The sequence below is a fragment of the Actinorhabdospora filicis genome, assembly GCF_030269765.1.
GTDB lineage: Bacteria > Actinomycetota > Actinomycetes > Mycobacteriales > Micromonosporaceae > Actinorhabdospora > Actinorhabdospora filicis.
Map to the genome: position 1 here is coordinate 112,512 of NZ_BSTX01000004.1, position 15,061 is coordinate 127,572.

Annotated in this window: 15 protein-coding genes and 1 tRNA gene; 7 read left to right on the top strand and 9 right to left on the bottom strand. The window is 70.9% G+C overall.

Annotation, left to right across the window (positions count from 1 at the left end; translation table 11 throughout):
• Positions 1 to 6 precede the first annotated feature (6 nt).
• Entirely contained in the window at positions 7 to 882 is an 876-nt protein-coding gene (locus QSK10_RS25485; protein ID WP_285665533.1) for a carbohydrate-binding protein, read from the bottom strand.
• A gap of 62 nt (positions 883 to 944) precedes the next feature.
• Positions 945 to 1,814, bottom strand: coding sequence for a helix-turn-helix domain-containing protein (locus QSK10_RS25490; RefSeq protein ID WP_285665534.1), 870 nt, complete (start codon positions 1,812 to 1,814; stop codon positions 945 to 947).
• Positions 1,815 to 2,066: 252 nt separating this feature from the next.
• Between QSK10_RS25490 and QSK10_RS25495 the strand changes: the two genes are divergently transcribed.
• Positions 2,067 to 2,669 carry a hypothetical protein gene (locus QSK10_RS25495; RefSeq protein ID WP_285665535.1) on the top strand — a complete coding sequence of 201 codons (603 nt, stop codon included), beginning with the start codon at positions 2,067 to 2,069 and terminating at the stop codon, positions 2,667 to 2,669.
• Between the two features lie 69 nt (positions 2,670 to 2,738).
• Here QSK10_RS25495 and QSK10_RS25500 read toward each other — a convergent pair.
• Both QSK10_RS25500 and QSK10_RS25505 read right to left on the bottom strand, forming a co-directional pair.
• A tRNA-Pro gene (locus QSK10_RS25500) sits at positions 2,739 to 2,815 on the bottom strand.
• 73 nt (positions 2,816 to 2,888) lie between these two features.
• Positions 2,889 to 3,779: a metallophosphoesterase gene (locus QSK10_RS25505; RefSeq protein WP_285665536.1), complete on the bottom strand. Its 891-nt coding sequence runs from the start codon at positions 3,777 to 3,779 to the stop codon at positions 2,889 to 2,891.
• Positions 3,780 to 3,804: 25 nt separating this feature from the next.
• Here QSK10_RS25505 and QSK10_RS25510 point away from each other — a divergent pair, with 25 nt between their 5' ends.
• Entirely contained in the window at positions 3,805 to 4,263 is a 459-nt protein-coding gene (locus QSK10_RS25510) for a GatB/YqeY domain-containing protein (protein WP_285665537.1), read from the top strand.
• Positions 4,264 to 5,015: 752 nt separating this feature from the next.
• On the opposite strand, the gene QSK10_RS25515 is transcribed toward QSK10_RS25510, so the two are convergent.
• Positions 5,016 to 7,571: a transglycosylase domain-containing protein gene (locus QSK10_RS25515; RefSeq protein ID WP_285666430.1), complete on the bottom strand. Its 2,556-nt coding sequence runs from the start codon at positions 7,569 to 7,571 to the stop codon at positions 5,016 to 5,018.
• A 313-nt stretch (positions 7,572 to 7,884) separates the two neighbouring features.
• On the opposite strand from QSK10_RS25515, the gene QSK10_RS25520 reads away from it, so the two are divergent.
• On the top strand, positions 7,885 to 8,199 hold the full coding sequence (locus QSK10_RS25520) for a WhiB family transcriptional regulator (protein ID WP_285665538.1): 315 nt from the start codon (positions 7,885 to 7,887) through the stop codon (positions 8,197 to 8,199).
• A gap of 158 nt (positions 8,200 to 8,357) precedes the next feature.
• Here the strand turns inward: QSK10_RS25520 and bagB are convergent, their stop codons facing one another.
• From bagB to QSK10_RS25535, 3 genes are all read right to left on the bottom strand, one after another.
• A complete protein-coding gene (gene bagB / locus QSK10_RS25525; protein ID WP_285665539.1) occupies positions 8,358 to 9,470 on the bottom strand; it encodes an ArsA family ATPase in 1,113 nt (370 codons plus the stop codon).
• Positions 9,467 to 10,441, bottom strand: coding sequence for an ATPase BagA (bagA, locus tag QSK10_RS25530; RefSeq protein WP_285665540.1), 975 nt, complete (start codon positions 10,439 to 10,441; stop codon positions 9,467 to 9,469). Before bagA ends, bagB begins: the two co-directional genes overlap by 4 nt.
• 75 nt (positions 10,442 to 10,516) lie before the next feature.
• Complete coding sequence (locus QSK10_RS25535) at positions 10,517 to 10,969, bottom strand: Rv0361 family membrane protein (RefSeq protein WP_285665541.1); 453 nt, start codon at positions 10,967 to 10,969, stop codon at positions 10,517 to 10,519.
• A gap of 98 nt (positions 10,970 to 11,067) precedes the next feature.
• Between QSK10_RS25535 and sp36 the strand changes: the two genes are divergently transcribed.
• Positions 11,068 to 11,235 (top strand): Sp36 family protein, encoded by a 168-nt coding sequence (gene sp36, locus QSK10_RS25540; RefSeq protein ID WP_285665543.1) that lies wholly within the window; start codon positions 11,068 to 11,070, stop codon positions 11,233 to 11,235.
• A complete protein-coding gene (locus QSK10_RS25545; RefSeq protein WP_285665546.1) occupies positions 11,232 to 11,687 on the top strand; it encodes a RidA family protein in 456 nt (151 codons plus the stop codon). Before sp36 ends, QSK10_RS25545 begins: the two co-directional genes overlap by 4 nt.
• Positions 11,688 to 11,730: 43 nt before the next feature.
• Here the strand turns inward: QSK10_RS25545 and QSK10_RS25550 are convergent, their stop codons facing one another.
• Complete coding sequence (locus tag QSK10_RS25550) at positions 11,731 to 12,594, bottom strand: NAD(P)/FAD-dependent oxidoreductase (RefSeq protein ID WP_285665548.1); 864 nt, start codon at positions 12,592 to 12,594, stop codon at positions 11,731 to 11,733.
• Positions 12,595 to 12,660: 66 nt separating this feature from the next.
• Here QSK10_RS25550 and QSK10_RS25555 point away from each other — a divergent pair, with 66 nt between their 5' ends.
• Positions 12,661 to 13,227: a helix-turn-helix domain-containing protein gene (locus tag QSK10_RS25555; RefSeq protein WP_285665549.1), complete on the top strand. Its 567-nt coding sequence runs from the start codon at positions 12,661 to 12,663 to the stop codon at positions 13,225 to 13,227.
• Between the two features lie 31 nt (positions 13,228 to 13,258).
• Positions 13,259 to 14,071, top strand: coding sequence for an endonuclease III (gene nth, locus QSK10_RS25560; protein ID WP_285665551.1), 813 nt, complete (start codon positions 13,259 to 13,261; stop codon positions 14,069 to 14,071).
• The last annotated feature ends 990 nt before the right edge of the window (positions 14,072 to 15,061 follow it).

The following is a 15,061-nucleotide window of genomic DNA, read 5'->3' on the forward strand; positions in this document are numbered from 1 at the left end:
CCACCCCTAAACGCGCCGCCACAGCGCGGGGGTCGAGGGAGGCTCCCAGCCGACGATCGCGGTGTGCGCGATCTGGCACACGTAGGACGCGCCGCCGTAGGTGACCGTGTCGCCCACCCGGTACGAGGTTCCGGCCTGCCAGGTACCACCGGGAGCCGTCGTGGGGCCCGTGGTGGGGCCGGTCGTGGGCCCGGTGGTCGGCCCGGTGGTCGGACCGGTGGTGGGCCCGTTGACGCTCAGCACGAAGTCGAAGGCGCCGGTCTTGCCCGGGTTGCCCGGCTGCACGTTCATCAGCAGCCGCGAGTCGAAGATGGTGTCGGTGGCGTTGCGGGGCTCACCGGGGAAGTACAGCTGCGTGGTGAGGATCGGGCCGCCGGGCGCCTGGACCTTCACGTGCACGTGCCGCGTCCGGCCGGGGTAGAGGCCGGGGATGATCGTGGTGAGCTCGTAGCGTCCGTCCGGGCCGGAGAACATGTGACCGCGGAACCGGTAGGTCACGTTGTCGTAGTTCCCCGCGTTGTCGGCCTGCCAGAAGTCCAGCAGCGCGCCGGAGATGCGCTGGCAGTTGCGCCCGAAGACGTACCCGCTGATCACCAGCTTCGTGCCCTGCCCGTCGGTGATGTTGGACCGCAGGGGCGAGTTCGGCTTGAAGTAGGGGCCTTCGGTCTGCGAGATGGTCCGGTCGCCGTCCTGGCACAGCGGTGTCGGGTCCAGGGTCTGCCCGTTCGGGGTCTTCTCGCCGGAGAAGGCCGGCGCGGCGGCCATCACGATGGGCGCGGGCAGCGCGACCATGGCGGCCTTCAGCAGCGTCTTGCGGCTCATGCCCGAGCGGGGCTCGGCCGCCGATTCCTCCGCCTGGGCGGGCGTCTGCGAATCGTCCATCACGTGTCTCCTTGCCGGGGGATATCGGGCGGGTCGCCGGGGGATATCAGGCGTGATGAACGCTATTCGACGCTCTCGTCCGGGTCGATGGACTCAATCCGGGGAACGTGGTGATTTCCGATGGTCTGCCGACGGTAGTCGCCGGGGCTGACACCGGTCTCGCGCCGGAAGAAGCGGCAGAAGTAGGCCGGATCGGTGAACCCGAGGCTGCGCGAGACCTGCCCGACCGACATCTCGGTCCCCCCGAGCAGGCGGCGCGCCTCCAGGACCCGCTCCTCGCGGATCAGCTGCCCCGGCGTGCGCCCGGTGACGGTCTTGACGACCTCGGTCAGGTAGCCCACCGAGACGCCCAGCCGCGCCGCGTACGCGCCCACCGACGTCGCCGTCCCGAGGATGCGCGTGAACTCGCGGACCACGACCGTCGCCCGGTCGGCCTTCCCCGGCACGCACGCCTTGCCGGGCACCCGTCCGGCGCGCACGAGGAAGACGTGCAGGTACGCCTGGAGCACGGAGAGGAAGTCGGCCTCCCGCCGCCGGTGCTCCTCCTCCATCTGCGTCATGATCGCGGCGAACTCGCCCGCCTCGCCCGCCGACAACCGCAGCCACGGCGACAGGCCCTGCCACAGGTCCCGGTCGGCGGGATGGTCGATGAGGAAGGCGTCGGTGAACAGCAGGACCCGCCCGTCCAGCCCCGAGGCCTGCCAGTGATGCACCTGCCCCGGCGTGATGAACCCCAGGTGCGGCGGCCGCAGCCGGTGCCCGGCGAAGTCGATGACGTGCGCGCCCTCGCCGCCGGTGACCAGCATGACCTCGTAGAAGGTGTGCCGGTGGGGGTAGTCGGCGCGCGATAACGGCCCGATGGTGTCGAAGGTGCCCACCGCGACCGGTACGTCGATGTCGGGGACGCAAAGGCGGTGCAGGGGGAGGTTCATGCCGGGGACCTCGGAATCGACGGACGCCTTTGGCTGATGGGGACGGGGTCGGAGTGACGGGGGACCGGGTTGCGAAAGATTCTGTCAACGAGGTTCAAGGAAGAGGTGGACGGGCGCAAGAGGGGTGGATCACCGAATGTCCCGGCCCCGGCGCGCACACCACCGTGCCGCCCGGGTGGACGTGGCGCGTAGGTTGGCGGCGACGCGAGCCCACGCGTGCCCTCGATCGCCCCGTCGGAGGAGTGCCCACCCGTGCCCTCGGTACATCCCCGCTCGCCCGGTTCCACGATGCTCACCGTCGCCGGGTGCCTCAGCGTGCTCACGGCGGTGCCCGCCTTCATCGCCCTCGCCGGGGTGTGGGGATCGGTGCCCGTCGCCGACTCGCCGATCCTCCAGGTGCTCTTCGCCGCGCACCTCCTGGTGAACCTGCTCCCGCCGGTGGCCGGGATCGTCACCATCGCGCTGGCTCGATCGTTGAACCGGGTGCGGTACCTGATCCTGGCCATCACCCTGACCGCCGCGTCCCTGCTCGCCACCGTGATCCCGACTCCGATGGCATCCGGGCTTCCGCCGGCCGGTTGCGCATCGCTCATCGTCTCGGTCATCGCGCTCGCCCTGACCGGGCGGTTGACCGAGCGCGCCGCCCCGGCCGTCGGGCCGTACGGGGGTGAGTTCACCGTGCCCGCCGTGGCCCCTCCGGCCATCTCCGGCCCTGCCCACGCGCCCGAGCCCACGGCCGCGCCGCGGCCCGGAGCGAGCCGTGTTGGCATGGGCGCCGTCCCCGGCCCCCTCGACCCGGCCGCGCCCATCCGCCTGCGCCCGGCGTCCCCACCGTCCCCGCGCGACCGCGCCTGAGCCCCGCCCACCCGTCCCCGGGCAAGCGAAAAGGCCAGGTCATCTGACCTGGCCCTTCATTCCTTACAGTGGTCGGGATGGCGGGATTTGAACCCACGACCCCCTCGTCCCGAACGAGGTACGCTACCAAGCTGCGCCACATCCCGGTATTGCCGACAGCACCGATTTCATGCTGCCGGGCAATAGTAGCGGACGCCCGAAGGCCCCCGCCAACCGGTATCACCCACGTGGAACCAGTGTGAGCACGCTCGCCTCGGGCGGGCACGCGAAGCGCACGGGCGCCGTCGGGCTCGTCCCCATTCCGGCCGAAACGTGCAGGTACGACTCGCCGTGGCGGTGCAGGCCCTTGACGCGCGCGCGGTCCAGGTCGCAGTTGGTGACCAGGGCGCCGTAGAACGGGACGCACACCTGGCCGCCGTGGGTGTGCCCGGCGGTGATGAGGTCGAAGCCGTCGGCCTCGAAGGCGTCGAGGATGCGCAGGACCGGCGCGTGCGTCACGCCGATGCGCACGTCGGCGTCGGGGGACGCGGGACCGGCCACGGCGTCGTAGTCGTCGAGCTCGATGTGCGGGTCGTCGACGCCGGACAGCTCCACCGAGCGGCCACCGGCCTTGACGGTGGTGCGGGCGTTGTTCAGGTCGACCCAGCCGCCGCCGGTGAGCAGCGCGCGCAGGTCCTCGGTGGGCAGGGCCGTGCCGGGGCGGTTCACCTTGTGCTTGTTGAAGTAGCCGAAGGGGTTCTTCAGCACCGGCCCGAAGTAGTCGTTGGAACCGAACACGAAGGCGCCCGGGTAGTCGAACAGCGGCTCCAGCGCGCGCGCCACGCCCGGGACGGCGTCCGGGTGGGCGAGGTTGTCGCCGGTCAGCAGCACCAGGTCCGGGTCCAGCGCCGCCAGGGACGCCGTCCAGTCCTGCTTGAGGCGCTGGTTGGGCGTCATGTGCAGGTCGCTGATCTGCAGGACGCGCAAGGGCTCGGCGTCCGGTGCCAGGACCGGCACGTCGAAGCGCCGGAGGGTGAACTTGAGCCGCTCGTACAGCGACGCGTAGGCGAGCGTGGCGGCCCCGGCCGCGGCGAGAACCGTCGCGGCGGCGATAACCCTGCGCTTTCTCATGGCTTACAGGGTAGTTTCGTCACTCATGAGCACGAGCAAGGGGCAGCTGGAGACCGATCTGCACACGGCCATGAAGGCCCGCGACGAGCTGACCACGTCGACCCTGCGCATGGCCCTCACCGCCATCCGCGTCGCCGAGGTCGCCGGTAAGACCGCGCGGGAACTCTCCGACGACGAGATCCGCCAGGTCCTGCTGAAGGAGGCCAAGAAGCGCCGCGAGGCCGCCGAGGCCTTCGCCGACGCCGGCCGCACCGAGAAGGCCGAGCTGGAGCTGGCCGAAGAGGGCGTCCTGCTGCGCTACCTGCCGGCCCCGCTGACCGAGGACGAACTCGCCGCGCTCGTCGCGACGACCATCGCCGAGGGCGGCTTCACGGGCATGGGCTCGATGGGCCAGGCGATGAAGGCCGTCCAGGCCGCCGTCGCCGGACGCGCCGACGGCAAGGCCGTCTCGGCGCTGGTCCGCGCGAAGCTCCAAGAAGGCTGACCCCGCGGGCTGACTCCGCGGGCTGACCCCGCACACCACGGTGCCGCATGAAGCGGCACCGCACGAACACGCCTGACGGCCCCGGTCACCCGACCGGGGCCGCTCGCTGTCGCCGGACTTCCGGTGTGCGCGCCGAAGACCGCGCCGGACGCGGGTGCCGCTGTGACGCCCGCCTTCGAGCGGGGGAACGCCCGGCGGCGGAATCGGTGCGATCGAGGGAGTCCCGCCCCCCATCGCGCCGGTGCCGCGGCGACCGCGCGCGCGGCACACCGGGACGCGGCGAGAGCGCACCGGCCCGGATCACCCGGTCCGCCGGTCGTCCCCGACGATCGCCTTGCCCGGGCACGACGCGTCACGCTGGCCGCGCCCGTTGGTGCGCGAGGCTCGCGGCACCGCGAGCCGGTGCCCGGCGGGACCCGCCCGCACACCACCGCATCGTGGCCGGATCACCCGGTCCGCCGGTCGTCCCCGGCGATCGCCTCACCCGGGCACGACGCGTCACGCTGGCCGCGCCCGTTGGCGCGCGAGGCTCGCGGCACCGCGAGCCGGTGCCCGGCGGGACCCGCCCGCACACCACCGCATCGAGGCCGGATCGTCCACCCCACCGCGCGTCCCGCCCACCGGCCCCACCGGCGATGCCGCCAGGAGCGCGGCCCTCACCCGCCCTCCATGCGCAAGGGGCTCCCACCCACGCGACGGCCCCGGTCCGAAGACCGGGGCCGTCGCGTCGTTCTCAGCCCGAGCGAGCCGTCCTACCCGTGCCCATGCCCGTTGCCGGGACCGTTGTTGTCGTTCGGCGGCGGGCAGAACCAGGTTCCGCAGTCCGGTAAGTTCGGCCCGTCGTCATCGTCGTCGCCGGGATTGTCCGGATCGCCTGACGCGGGCGGGTTCTTCGGGCGCTCGCCGGAGCTCTTGAGGAGCTGGATCGTCGAGCCCTTCGGCGCGCGGTCGCCGGGAGAAGCGGCGTAGATGGTGCCGGTTGGGCAGTTCGACAGGTCGCCGTTGACGACCTCGACCTTGAAGCCCCGGTTGGTCATCTTGGCCGTGGCGTCCTCGACGGAGTCGCAGTTGACGCTCGGGACGTCGGTGGGGTCCTTGCCGACGATCATCTGCTCCGAGGGCGTCTTGAACTTCGCCTCGGGCAGGTCCTTCACCGCGGCCGACAGGATCTTCTCCGACACGTCGTAGTGCGGCGCCGTGGGGACGTAGAACTCCTTCGGCACGTAGTCGGGGTCGGTGTGGAAGGTGGCCAGGGCGGCGTTCGGGGTGAAGCCGGCGAACCAGAGGGACCCGTTGTCGGTGGTTCCGGTCTTGCCGGCCACGTCGCGGTTGCCCGGCAGGGACAGGGGCCCGCTGAAGGTGCCGCCGTTGCACTTGGAGGTCGAGGAGTTGCTCATGACCGGGCAGCGGGCCGCGTCGGTGGTCGCGCGGGCCACGTCCTGCGAGATCACCTGCTGGCACTCGGGGTCACCGGCGGCGACCTTGTTGCCGTCGCGGTCGTAGAGCTCCTGGATCGGGGTGGGCTTGCAGTACTTGCCCTCCGCGCCCAGGGTGGCGTAGGCGTTGGCGACCTCCATGGGGGTCGTCGCGGCGGTGCCGAGGGTGATCGAGCCCCAGGTGCCCGGCTCCTGGCACTGGAGGGTGTTGCCCTCGAAGTCCTTCAGGTTCTGGCAACCGGGCGTCGCGTGTTCCTTGTCGACGTTGTTGTGCCAGGTGATGCCCATCTTCTCCCACGTGCGGATGACCTTCTCGGCGCCGAGGCGGTCGATGAGCTGGGCGAAGTAGGTGTTGATGGACCGGCCGAAGCCCTGCCACATGTTGGCGCGGATGTCCATCCACTTGGGGTTGTCGTTCTTCGGGCACCACTTGTACTCGCCGCTGGGCAGCTTCTGGCCGCAGGTGCCGCTGCCCTTCGGGTCGTATCCGGCGCCGTACTTGAAGGACGCGTACGGCGACTTGTTGTTGAAGGTGGTGTTCAGCGGCATGCCCTGTTCCAGGGCGGTGACCATGGTGAACATCTTCGCCGTGGAGCCGATCTGGTAACCGCCGACGCCGTCGTCGTTGCTGGTGAACAGCGGGACGGTGGTGTTGGGGTAGGTGCCCTTGAAGCCCTTCGCGGCCAGCCGGGGATCGGAGTGCGGCCCGTTCTTGGAGGTGTCCAGGCTGTAGGTCCGGTTGACCGCCATCGACCGCACGCGGCCGGTGCCGGGCTCGATCACGACGGTGCCCAGGACGCGGTGGTTGCTCTTGTCCTCGTCGCGGAGGATGGCCTTCATCGCGGTGGCCTGGAGGTCGGGGTCGAGCGAGGTGACGATCTTGTAGCCGCCCTGCTTCAGCCGCGCCAGGCGCTCGGTCTCACTGGAACCGAAGGCCGGGTTCTTCTTCCACCAGTCCTTGAGGAAGTCACAGAAGAAGCCCCAGTCGTTGTATTTCTGCGGGACCTCGACGCACTCCGAGGGCGGCGGGTTCAGCTTGAACTCCAAGGGGGTGTTGCGGGCCTCGTCGGCCTGCTCCTTGGTGATCTTCTTGGTCTCCACCATGCGATCCAGCACGTGGTCGCGGCGGGTCAGCGCCTCGGTCTTGTCCTCTTTGGACGGATCGTAGGCGCCGGGCGCCTGCACCAGACCGGCGATCAGCGCGGCCTCGCCGATGGTCAGATCCTTGGGGTCCTTGGAGAAGTAGGCGCGGGCGGCGGCGTGAATGCCGTAGGCGCGGTTGCCGAAGAACGCGATGTTCAGGTACCGGCTGAGGATCTCGTCCTTGCTCAGTTCCTTCTCGATCGCCATCGCGTAGCGCATCTCGCGGATCTTGCGGGCCGGAGTGTCCTCTGTGGCCTCGAAGATCTCCTCGTCGGTCTTGGCGTTGTATTTCAAGACATTCCGCACATATTGCATGGTCAAAGTGGACGCGCCCTCTTGAACTTGGCCTCCGGCGCTATTTGCCAGCAACGCGCGCACAACCCCATGGGGGTCTACTCCGTTGTGCTGATAGAAGCGGCTGTCCTCGACGGCGATGATCGCGTCCTTCATGACCTGAGGGACGTCCTCAGAGTTCACGTTGACACGACTCTCGTCGTAGAAGGAGGTGATGAGCGTCTTGCCGTCATTGGCCAGCACCTCCGTCAGGAGGGGGATCGGCTCCACCTTCAGCTCGTCGGGCAGGTCGTCAAAGGATTCGGCGCCTGCCTTGGCCGCCAGGCCGGAAACGGCCACGGCGGGAAACGCCGCCGCCGCAACGACCAGGCCGGCCAGCAGTCCGCACACCAAAAGTGATGTGACGTTGTTGAGCAGGCTGCGGTCCCGGGGCATCCACTTCACCGCCTCAGAGTACGTGACCCGCACCCGGCCTCTGCCGGGCCGCGGGAGGGGTCCACAAGGGCCCATGACAGTGACGCACAGGCCCTCACCGGGGGTTGTGCCTTCAGGGTAGCCGTAACCGCATCGTGATCATATTGCCGCCAAGGGGTAGCCATATCCGCGCAGAGCGGGTACTGTCCGAATCCGACAGCAACAGTGTGTAACTGATCGACTACACATCCGTTCGGGGTGGGAAAGCCGAAGGGTGTTTACGTCATCAGACCTGGGGGCAAGAGGTACGAAACAAGAAGGTGGGGATGTGCCGATGGAGTTGTTGGTCGACTGGGCGAGTCAGGCCGCGTGCCGGGAAGGCGATCCGGACGCGCTCTTCGTGCAGGGAGCTGAACAGAACGCGGCCAAGAAGGTCTGCCGCGCCTGCCCTGTGCGGATGGAGTGCCTGGCGGACGCTCTGGACAACCGCATCGAGTTCGGGGTCTGGGGTGGCATGACCGAGCGTGAACGCCGCGCTCTATTGCGCAAGCACACCGATGTCCGCAGTTGGCGTCGCGTCTTCGAGAAGGCGCTGACCGAGGAGGCCACAAAGAAGGGTGGCCGCTCCCTCACGCCGAGCGGTTTCTAGTTTTCGTACACCGGTTCCAAATCACGACCACGCCGCTCGACTCGGGTACCCGGCATTCCGAGTCGGGCGGCTTTCTGCATCCACGCGCATTCTTCCCGTGCAATTCTCATCGCGCGAATTGCGTGGGAAAACCCGACTAGCACGATTCCGGGACCGGGTCAACCGGCGGCGAGCAGGTCCCCGATGTCGCGCAGGGCCGCCAGATCGTGGACGTCGCCGGCCTGCGCCTCCACCCGCGTCACCGGGATCTCCGGATGCGCGGCGGTGAAGCGGGCGGCCACCCGGGCCTCGCGGTCCACCTGCGCCACCAGGTCGGCGTGGATGCGCAGGACCCCCGACGTCACCGGCGACAGCTCCGCCTCCTCCAGCCCCTCGGCCGCGCCGAGGCTGCGCTGCACCGACAGCTCCGGCACCGCGGTGGTGTGCACGCGGTTGAGGACGAGCCCCGCCAGCGGCATCCGCTCCTCGGTGAGCCGTCCCGCGAAGTACGCGGCCTCCCGCACGGCGTCCGGCTCGGGCGTGGCCACCACGAGGAACGCCGTCTCCCGGTCCTGGAGGACCTTGTAGGTCTGGTCGGCGCGGCGGCGGAAACCGCCGAAGGTCGAGTCCAGCGAGGACACGAACGTGCCGATGTCGGTGAGCAGCCGCGCGCCCAGGATCTTGGCGATCGTGCCGGTGAAGAACGACGTCGCCGCCGTCATCACCGAGAACACGCTGCGCCCGCCCTTGGCCGGGGCCAGCAGCAGCCGCAGCATCTTGCCGTCCAGGAACCGGGCCAGGCGCTGCGGCGCGTCCAGGAAGTCCAGTGCGGACCGTGACGGCGGGGTGTCGACGACGATGAGGTCCCAGCGGTCGGCGGCCCGCAGCTGCGCCAGCTTCTCCATCGCCATGTACTCCTGCGTCCCGGAGAACGTCGAGCTCATCGCCTGGTAGAAGGGGTTGGCGAAGATCTCCTGCGCCTTCTCCTTGCTGGTGTGGGACAGCACCACCTCGTCGAAGGTGCGCTTCATGTCCAGCATCATTGCGTCGAGCCGCCCGCCGGTCGTGCGGTCCACCGTGCGGGGCGTGTTCGACAGCTCGGTCAGCCCCAGGGACTGCGCCAGCCGCCGCGCCGGGTCGATGGTCAGCACCACCGCCTCCCGCCCGTGCTTCTCGGCGGCCCGCAGCGCCAGCGCGGCCGCGGTCGTGGTCTTGCCCACACCACCGGACCCGCAGCACACGATGATGCGGACGCTCCCGTCGCCCAGCAGCGCGTCGATGTCCAGGCTCACCCCTGGCTCCCCTCGTCGGCCGTCATGAGGATGCGCGCGAGCTGGTAGAGGCCCGACAGGTCGATGCCCTCGGCCAGCAGCGGCAGTTCCACCAGCGGATACGGCTCGCCCGACAGCTCCGAACGCAGCCCCGCCTCCAGCTCCAGGCGCGTCTTGTGCGCCCGGACCTCGTCCAGCAGGCCCGTGACCACCGCCTTGTCGGCGGGCAGCCCGGCGGCGGCCAGCCCGCGTTTCAGCTCCGCCTGGGTGACCTTGGCGCCCTCCAGCGGATCGGTGCGCACCCCGTTCAGGATGATCGAGCCGACCGGCATGCCGTGCGCGGTCAGCTCGGTGATCGCGTCGGCGGTCTCCTGGACGGGCATGTCCTCCAGCAGCGTCACCACGTGCACCGCTGTCGTGGCCTTCGCGCGCAGGATCGCGGCCACGCCCTCGCTGTGGGTCTTGATGGGACCGACCTTGGCCAGCTTCGCCGCCTCCGCCGTCACGTTCAGGAACCGCGTCACCCGGCCCGTCGGCGGCGCGTCCAGCACCACCGCGTCATAGGCGCGGCGGCCGTTGACCATGCGCGTCGTGGCCTCCTTGACCTTCCCGGTCAGCAGGATGTCCCGCAGGCCCGGCGCGATCGTGGTGGCGAAGTCGATGGCGCCCAGCTTCTTCAGCGCCCGCCCGGCCCGGCCCAGCTTGTAGAACATCGCCAGGTAGTCCAGCAGCGCCTCCTCGGCGTCCACCGCCAGCGCGTACACCTGCCCGCCGTCCGGGCCGCGCGCGATCAGCCGCTCCTCATAGGGCAGCGGGGGGACGTCGAAGAGCTGCGCGATGCCCTGCCGCCCCTCGACCTCGACCAGCAGCGTCCGCCTGCCCCCCGAGGCCAGCGCCAGCGCCAGGGCCGCGGCGACCGTCGTCTTGCCGGTACCGCCCTTGCCGGTCACGATGTGCAATCGCCGGGACGGGAAGGACGCGGCTGGGGTCACCTGCGGTCTCCGTCGTAACTCGGGCGGACGGCTGATGCGACCGCGTGGACATCAGGCCCAAGGCTACGACGCGGATCAGCCCGGCGTCGCGAACCCGCACACGTACCAGCGGGGGGCCTTGATCACAGTGAAGGTCCACGTGCTCGCCTCCGTGCCCGCCGACGTGGCGCTCGACACGTCGGCGGTGACGGTGGCGTTGCCGCCGCGCTCGCCGGTCGTGAGCACCTTGTCCCAGGTGATCGCGATCTTCTCGCCGGTCTTCTGCTCCTCGGCGGTGATCGCCTCAAGGTTGGCGGTGAAGTCGGAGTCGCGGATGTCGGGGCACACGTACCGGCGCGCGGCCTGCGGGTCCCGGTCGGCCAGCAGCGCGGTGAGGAAGCCGTCCACGGCGTCCTTCGGGCTGGCCGGGCCCCGGTCGGCGAGATTGTCGATCAAGAGGTAGCCGCCCACCGCGGCGAGCGCGCAGAACGCCAAAAGCGCCGCGAGTATCGCGTAGACCCCGCCTTTCGGCTTCGTGCCGGGCTTCATCTGGTCCTCCCGAGGGCAGCCTAACGCTCTGCCGGGTTTAACGCGTCAGCCTCCGGGAACGTGACGGGCTGCAAGAACGCTTCGGTATCGTTCGCCGCATGCAGAAATGGGAGTACTTCACCGCGCCAGTGCTGGTGCACTCGACGAAGATGATCCTGGACAACTTCGGCGAGGAGGGCTGGGAGCTGGTCCAGATCGTCCCCGGGATGAACCCCGAGAACCTCGTGGCCTACTTCAAGCGCCCCAAGGGTGAGGAGAGCAAGTGAGCGTCCGCGACAAGCTCGCCGAACTCGGCCTGGAACTCCCCAAGGTCGCCGCGCCCGTGGCCGCCTACGTGCCCGCGGTCCGCACCGGCGACTACGTGTACACCTCCGGCCAGCTGCCCTTCCGTGACGGTGAGCTCCTGCGCACCGGCTACGTGGGTGGCGACGTGTCCCCCGAGGACGCCAAGGAGCTGGCCGCGGTGTGCGCGCTGAACGCGCTCGCCGCCGTCGACTCGATCGTCGGTGTGGACAACATCGTGCGCATCGTCAAGGTCGTCGGCTTCGTGGCCTCCGCGCAGGGCTTCACCGGTCAGCCGGGTGTCATCAACGGCGCCTCGGAGCTGCTCGGCAAGGTCCTCGGCGAGGCGGGCGTGCACGCCCGCAGCGCGGTCGGCGTGGCGGAGCTGCCGCTCGGCACGCCGGTGGAGCTGGAGATCGTCGCCGAGGTGCGCTAGCCCTCGGCCATGGGCCCCGGCCGCGATGGCGGCCGGGGCCTTTTCACGCTCGCTGACCGGCGTCCAGCAGCCACGTGTTGATCGCGATCGCCGCCGCGGACCCCTGCCCGGCGGCGGTGATGACCTGCGCGCGGGGGTCGATCACGTTGCCCGCCGCCCACACGCCCGGGACGCTGGTGCGCCCGGCGGCGTCGGCGGTCCCGTCCCAGCCGAGCGCGACGAGCACCTCGTCACGTGGGACCACACGCGGCGGCACGAACAGCGCGGCGCGTGGCACGACGCGCCCGGCGACGCCGACGCCGGTGAGGGTGCCGTCCTCGACGACGACGCCGTCCACAGGCCCGTCCACAACCGTCACACCCCGCCCGGCCAGCCGCGCGCGGGCCTCGCCGGGCAGCTCGGCGTCCCCGGCGAAGAGCATCACGTCGCTCGACCACTGGGTCAGCAGCAGCGCCTGGTGCGCGGGATCGGCTCCGCCGGCCAGCACGCCGATCGGGCGGTCGCGCACCTCGTAGCCGTGGCAGTAGGGGCAGTGCAGGACGTCGGTGCCCCACCGCTCGCGCAGCCCCGGGACGTCCGGCAGCTCGTCCTTCGCGCCGGTGGCGACCAGGACGCTGCGGGCGCGCAGCACGCGCGCGTCGCCCAGGACGAGCGCGAAGCCCGGCTCGGCGGCCGTGACGTGCCCGTCGATGATCTCGGCGCCGTAGCCGAGGACCTCCCGGCGGCCGATCCGCAGCAGCTCCGCCGGCGACTCGCCGTCCCGCGAGAGGAAGCCCTGCATGTGCGCGGCGGGCGCGTTGCGGGGCTTGCCCCCGTCCACCACCGCGACGCGGCGGCGGGCGCGGGACAGGACGAGCGCGGCCGAGAGTCCGGCGGCCCCGCCGCCGATGATCACTGTGTCGTACATGCGGCGAGCCTGCGCCGCTCCGAAAAGAACGGCAAATGCCGTTGCCGAAAGCGGGATGATGGGCGCATGGACTTCGCCGAGACCCTCGCCGCCGTCGGGCCCCGCCTCAAGGCCCTGCGGACCAAACGCAACGTCACCCTCGACGACCTCTCCCGCACCACCGGCATCTCTCGCAGCACCCTCTCCCGCCTGGAGAACGGCCGGCGCCGCCCCAGCCTGGAGCTGCTCCTGCCGATCGCCCGCGCCCACCGCGTCCCCCTCGACGAGCTCGTCGGCGCACCCGAGACCGGCGACCCCCGCGTCCGCCTCGCCGCCCGCGAGGTCGGCGGACGCGCCGTCATCCCCCTGACCCGCGCGCCCGGCGCGCCGAAGGTGTGGAAGTCGGTGATCCCCGCCGGGCAGACCGTCCCCGACCCCCGCGCCCACGAGGGCTACGAGTGGCTGTACGTGCTGTCCGGACGGCTGCGGCTCGTCCTCGGGCGGCACGACCTCGTCCTCACCCCCGGCGAGGTCGCCGAGTTCGACACGCGCATGCCCCACTGGTTCGGCAGCACCGGCGAGGGCCCCGTGGAGGTCCTGAACGTCTTCGGCGCCCAGGGCGAACGCATGCACGTGCGCGCCCGGTCGACCTGACCGTGTCGGTGCGGGGCCTTAGGCTGGCGCCATGGCGAAGCGGTTCGAGAAAGAGACGCGGCTCGGCCGCGTGCGGAGGGCGCGCCGCATCAACCGCGTCCTGACCGATACGCACCCCGACGCCCACTGCGAACTCGATTTCACCACCCCGCTGGAACTGGCGGTGGCCACGATCCTGTCGGCGCAGACCACCGACGTCCGCGTCAACCTCACCACACCCACCCTCTTCGCGAAGTACAAGACCGCCGCCGACTACGCCGGCGCCGACCGGGCCGAGATGGAGGAGATCCTGCGGCCCACCGGCTTCTTCCGGGCCAAGACCAACTCGCTCATCGGACTCGGCCACGAACTCGTCACCCGCTTCGACGGCGAACTGCCCCGCACCCTGGCCGAGCTCGTGACCCTCCCCGGCATCGGCCGCAAGACCGCCAACGTGGTCCTCGGCAACGCCTTCGGCGTCCCCGGCATCACCGTCGACACCCACTTCGGCCGCCTCGTCCGCCGCTGGGGCCTCACCGATGAAGAGGACCCGGTGAAGGTCGAGAAGATCATCGGCGAGATGGTCCAGAAGAGCGAGTGGACCATGTTCTCGCACCGGGTGATCTTCCACGGCCGCCGCGTATGCCACGCGCGCAAGCCGGCCTGTGGGGCCTGCACCCTGACGAAGGACTGCCCGGCGTACGGGACCGGGCCGGTGGAGCCGAAGGCGGCGGTGAAGCTGCTGAAGGGGCCCCGGGTGGCGGAGCTGGCGGAGGCGGCGGGGGTGGAGGAGTACCTGCCTGAGGCGGACCGCGTGGATGGCGCGGGGGGTTCGGGCGGCGCCGGTCGGCCGGACGCGGGGTAGCGCTGGCTGAACTTGCTTGGGCTCGGGCTGGCGTCTTGCCTCACTGCGCTTCGCCGTGCCGCCGCACCGGCTTGCTTTCTTCACACTGGGGTCCGCCTCGGCCCCGGTCTGCCGCGGATGTGCCCGCGCCATGCCATCTCGCCGCGGCGGGCTCGCCCTTTCACCGGGCTCGCACTGATTCGCTCCGCCCTGCCTCACTGCGCCTCGCCGGGCGCGTTTCCGCGCTGTCGCACTGACTCGCGCTCTTCACGCCGGGCCCGCCCCCACTCCACCGTGGATGGGCTCGCGCCGCACTGGGCCCCACCTAGCGCGGGCTCACTGGCCCCAGCCCGCCGTGCGTGGGCCTGTGCTGTGTCGGCTCACTCCGCGCTGCTCCGCCCCGCCGGGCTCGCCTTCCGGGCTGGGCTCGTGCTCGCTCGCCGGCGCTGCTCCACCCCACGCGCCATGCCGCCCCACCCCGCTCTGCGTGTGCCCGCGCCATGTCCCACCTCGCCGCAGCGAGCCGGCCCTTTCGCCGGGCCCGCGCTAACTCGTCCGGTCCTGCCGCACCCCGCCTCACTGCGCCTCGCCGTGCGTGTTTCCGCGCCGCCGCACCGCCACGCTCTCTTCACACCGGGCCCGCCTCAGCCCCCAGCCCGCCGCGCATGTGCTCGTGCCGCACCGGGTCTCACCAAGCGCGCGTTCACTCAGCCCAGCCCGCCGTGCGTGGGCCTGCGCTGCGTCGACTCACCCCGCCTCGTCCTGCGCTGCCCCGCGCACCGGCTCGGCTTCCCGTGCCGCGTCCGTATCCGCTGATCCCATCGCGTCCCGCCTCACCTCGCCGCGTCGGAGCGCCTCCCTGCCAAACCCGTCGTGCCACGGTCGTCCCCCCGCGGCCTACCCTCCGGCGCGCCGTCAGCCCCGGCCTCGCGGCGTCCGATGCCGTGTCCTACTACGCCATCTCGGCCATCTCGGCGAATCCTGTTCGGCCCACAGGGTAGGCAGTCCCGG

What these genes read in the sequence shown, in the direction of transcription:
- QSK10_RS25485 (WP_285665533.1), bottom strand. Translation starts at nt 882, where the DNA reads ATGGACGATTCGCAGACGCCCGCCCAGGCGGAGGAATCGGCGGCCGAG.
- QSK10_RS25490 (WP_285665534.1), bottom strand. Translation starts at nt 1,814, where the DNA reads ATGAACCTCCCCCTGCACCGCCTTTGCGTCCCCGACATCGACGTACCG.
- QSK10_RS25505 (WP_285665536.1), bottom strand. Translation starts at nt 3,779, where the DNA reads ATGAGAAAGCGCAGGGTTATCGCCGCCGCGACGGTTCTCGCCGCGGCC.
- QSK10_RS25510 (WP_285665537.1), top strand. Translation starts at nt 3,805, where the DNA reads ATGAGCACGAGCAAGGGGCAGCTGGAGACCGATCTGCACACGGCCATG.
- QSK10_RS25515 (WP_285666430.1), bottom strand. Translation starts at nt 7,571, where the DNA reads ATGCCCCGGGACCGCAGCCTGCTCAACAACGTCACATCACTTTTGGTG.
- QSK10_RS25520 (WP_285665538.1), top strand. Translation starts at nt 7,885, where the DNA reads ATGGAGTTGTTGGTCGACTGGGCGAGTCAGGCCGCGTGCCGGGAAGGC.
- QSK10_RS25535 (WP_285665541.1), bottom strand. Translation starts at nt 10,969, where the DNA reads ATGAAGCCCGGCACGAAGCCGAAAGGCGGGGTCTACGCGATACTCGCG.
- sp36 (WP_285665543.1), top strand. Translation starts at nt 11,068, where the DNA reads ATGCAGAAATGGGAGTACTTCACCGCGCCAGTGCTGGTGCACTCGACG.
- QSK10_RS25550 (WP_285665548.1), bottom strand. Translation starts at nt 12,594, where the DNA reads ATGTACGACACAGTGATCATCGGCGGCGGGGCCGCCGGACTCTCGGCC.
- QSK10_RS25555 (WP_285665549.1), top strand. Translation starts at nt 12,661, where the DNA reads ATGGACTTCGCCGAGACCCTCGCCGCCGTCGGGCCCCGCCTCAAGGCC.
- nth (WP_285665551.1), top strand. Translation starts at nt 13,259, where the DNA reads ATGGCGAAGCGGTTCGAGAAAGAGACGCGGCTCGGCCGCGTGCGGAGG.